At 65.4% G+C, this 3,178-nt stretch carries 4 protein-coding genes; all 4 read right to left on the minus strand.

Features of this window, described 5'->3' with window-relative positions; genetic code table 11:
- Nucleotides 1-354, minus strand: a 354-nt coding sequence (locus tag JKG68_RS31530) for an NAD-dependent epimerase/dehydratase family protein (protein ID WP_202066296.1), incomplete at its 3' end; no start/stop codon positions are given.
- A 165-nt stretch (nt 355-519) separates the two neighbouring features.
- Nucleotides 520-1,533: a zinc-dependent alcohol dehydrogenase family protein gene (locus JKG68_RS31535; protein WP_202066297.1), complete on the minus strand. Its 1,014-nt coding sequence runs from the start codon at nt 1,531-1,533 to the stop codon at nt 520-522.
- Between the two features lie 234 nt (nt 1,534-1,767).
- A complete protein-coding gene (locus JKG68_RS31540; RefSeq protein ID WP_202066298.1) occupies nt 1,768-2,784 on the minus strand; it encodes a 2-dehydropantoate 2-reductase N-terminal domain-containing protein in 1,017 nt (338 codons plus the stop codon).
- Between the two features lie 112 nt (nt 2,785-2,896).
- Nucleotides 2,897-3,178 (minus strand): hypothetical protein (locus JKG68_RS31545; protein ID WP_202066299.1); only part of this gene is annotated, 282 nt, incomplete at its 5' end.

Below are 3,178 nucleotides of genomic sequence, written 5' to 3' on the forward strand. Positions count from 1 at the left end.
GAAAGGGCCGAGGTAGTGCTTGAGCCCTGTGACCAGCGCGACATGGCGAACGGAGCCCGCGGGACGCAGCCCATCCAGGAGGTTGCGCACCATGGCGGCGTTGACGCGGATGTTCTCCGCTTCCGTCGCCTGCCGCGACCAGGTTGTGATGAACACGGCCTCTGGCTCGACCTCGGCAAGGGCCGCGGCGAGCAGGGCTTCATCCTGGAGATCGGCCGCAATCGGCCTTACTCCCGCCTGCGGAGCCGGCTTTCTGGCGAGACCGAGCACATCCCAGCCTTCAGCCGCGAGGTGCGCCGCCGTCGCGCTTCCCACGATACCGCTCACGCCTACCACCAGTGCCGTCTTGGCCATTGCAGCCTCCTCATCAGGGTGGGTTAGCTAGGGATCGATGCCGACGGCGACTAGAGGGAGCCGTCCACGCACTTACCTGCTGCCCGCCCGTAATTGCTACCGTCCACCCAGACCGGTCTGCGTGGGCGGGATGATCCCGCCCATATCTTACTTGCGACCGATGGCTCAGTGCGCCACGTCGATGACGACCTTGCCGACATGGTTGCCGCTCGCGATCCGCCGGTACGCCTCGCAGTACTCCGCAAAGGGAAACACCTGATCGATGACCGGCCTGACCTCGTGCATGGCCATCGCGGCGAGCAGGGCCTCGAAGTTCTCCCTGGGACCGATCGCCGTGCCGGCGATGGTGAGGGATCGTGAGAGGATGTCGATGGGGGGCAGTCCACCGCCGAAGCCGCTGACAAACCCTACGATTGTGATGTCACCGCCTTTGCGGGTCGCTGCGGCGGATTTGACGATCGTCTTGTCCCCGGCGATGTCGACGACCTTGTCGACGCCCCTGCCGTCGGTGAGGGCGAGGATCTCGCGGTCCCAGTCGGGGAACGTGCGGTAGTTCACGACCGACTCAGCGCCCAATCCCTTGAGCTTCTCGGCCTTTTCGTCCGTCGACGTGATCGCCAGAACGCGCGCACCGAACATCCGCGCCACCTGGAGTGCGAACAACGCCACGCCACCCGTGCCCTGGACCAGCACCGTCTGGCCCGGCTGAAGGGGCGACACCAGGTTGAGGGCCGTCCAGGCCGTCACGGCCGCACACGGCAGCGATGCGGCCTCGACGTAGGACATGTAGGCAGGCAAATGAACGATTGCGTTTTCGTGCAGCAGGATGTGGTCGGCCAGCCACCCATCCGTGGTCATGCCGAGGCTATCCAACTGATACTCCGGACGCGGGGGGCCGCCGATCCAGTGGGGGTGGCAGCCGGCCGTGACACGGTCGCCGACTTTCGCCCGTGTAACACTGTCACCGACCGCGACGACCTCGCCGGCACCGTCCGACAGCGGGACGCCGTTCTTCTGGGTAGGCCCGCCGTACTGGCCGTCCAGGATGGCTTGGTCCCGATAGTTCAGGGACGCGGCATGAACCCGGATCATCACCTCATGGCGGCCCGGCGTCGGCACAGGCTCGTCGTGTAGTTCCAGGCCCGGCTTGTCGCCGGACGTCCATCTCACAGCTTTCATTCTTCTGATCCTTGTTGGGGCAGCCCGGGTATGACTGCCCGAGATCCTGCTGATTCGATTGATGAGATCACTGCACGGCTCCGGGCGTGGGCCGGCAAGACCGAAATCCTGATTGGTGCAGCACGTCCCCGCTGGACATCGACAAATCAGGGATGGGCGAGGTCGTTACCCAATCCCGTAAGCGGGTGTCGGCCGCCCGAGGTCGCAGGCAGCCGAACTCCAACCCGTCGCTTCCTAGCTGGGCAGTCGCGCGACCAACGCGCGCAGTGCGGGCATATCGGCACCCTGCGCTTCCCCGAGGGCCAGTGCCTCACGGAGAAGCTGATGATCCTGACCGTTCACCTTGCCGCCGTGATGGTAGCGGTAGAAGGCGGCCAGATCGAGCGGCATGGCCTCCGTCTCCATCCGGCGATGGAACTCCAGGATCGTTTTCGCATCGGTGCTTTCGCTGGCGGCCAAACCCGTCTGTCCGTACATCGGCAAGCGTTGGATCTCCCGCATGGCCTCGCTGCCGAGCTGCCATGTCTCGTCCGCCGGGTCGATGTCCGCGGTTACGGGCCAACCCAGCAGTTCCCAGGCTGCCAAGGACGCAAAAAACGCGACCCATAGCCTGACCTCCTCCACCGGGAAGACATCGCATTTCGAAACGGCGCAGCGGTCATAGAGTGCCGCAAACCCATGCGCCACCTTCGGCGCATTGAGAGCCACATAGAAGCCGGATGCGGAGAAGTGGCGATACCCGTAGTCGGCCGTCGCCAGCAGGTCCGCATTCACGCCGGGGTGCAGCGGGATCGCCGCCGGTCCCACCTCGTAGACGAGGTTTGCAAGACCGCCGCTGGTGACCTGCGTCTCCGCAAGCCCGGACCGCTCCAGGAACCAGGACCGAAGATCGATGCCCACGCTGCCGATGATCACCTCCGTCTTGGTGCCCCGGAAGGCGCGCCCGATCTCGTCCACCAGCCTCTGGCCGGCCTCCGCGCGAAGCGCCGCTCCATCGAGCGTGATGACCAGGAAGTCGAACGAGGTTCCGGCCAGCTCGGCCGGGTCGGTGAGCAGCCCGTAGCCGGAGAAGGTCTTCAGGCTGTGGTCGTCGTAGGAGTAGAGGACCTGCGGCCTCGACAACTGCTCCTGACGATGCGGTCGCACCAGGAAGGTGACGGCAGCTCCCGCCAGGCTCAGGTGATAGCCCGTGCTGACGCCCATCGAGCCGGCGCCAACGATGCAAACGGATGGGGTACTTGTTTTCGTCATGAGGAAACTCCGGTTTCTAGGGTTGGGGCGCAGGACAGAGCCTGGATTTCTCCGCCCGAACCTCACGCCGTTGGACGCGAGGCAATTCTTTCGATGAACCGTGCGTCCGCCCTCAGCCGATCCGCCCGGCTGCGGCTTCCAGCTCATCCAGGAGGTCGGATGCATGCTCCGGCAGGGGAAGCCGGGCGAGGCTTGAGAGCATCAACCCTAAGGCTGCCAGCAGGAGCAGCGTCGATCCGTTCCCATCCCCATGACCGCCTTCCCGGGCGATGCAAGCCGTGAGGGCTTGCAGCTCCTCGCATGGTTCTTCCCGCTCACGGGCCAGCAGCAGCGGCGCGAAGGACCTCCCACCGCGTTCGTAGTCCCGGCGCAGGTGCCGCACGAACGCCTGGAG

This window comes from Microvirga aerilata (assembly GCF_016743775.1).
GTDB lineage: Bacteria > Pseudomonadota > Alphaproteobacteria > Rhizobiales > Beijerinckiaceae > Microvirga > Microvirga aerilata.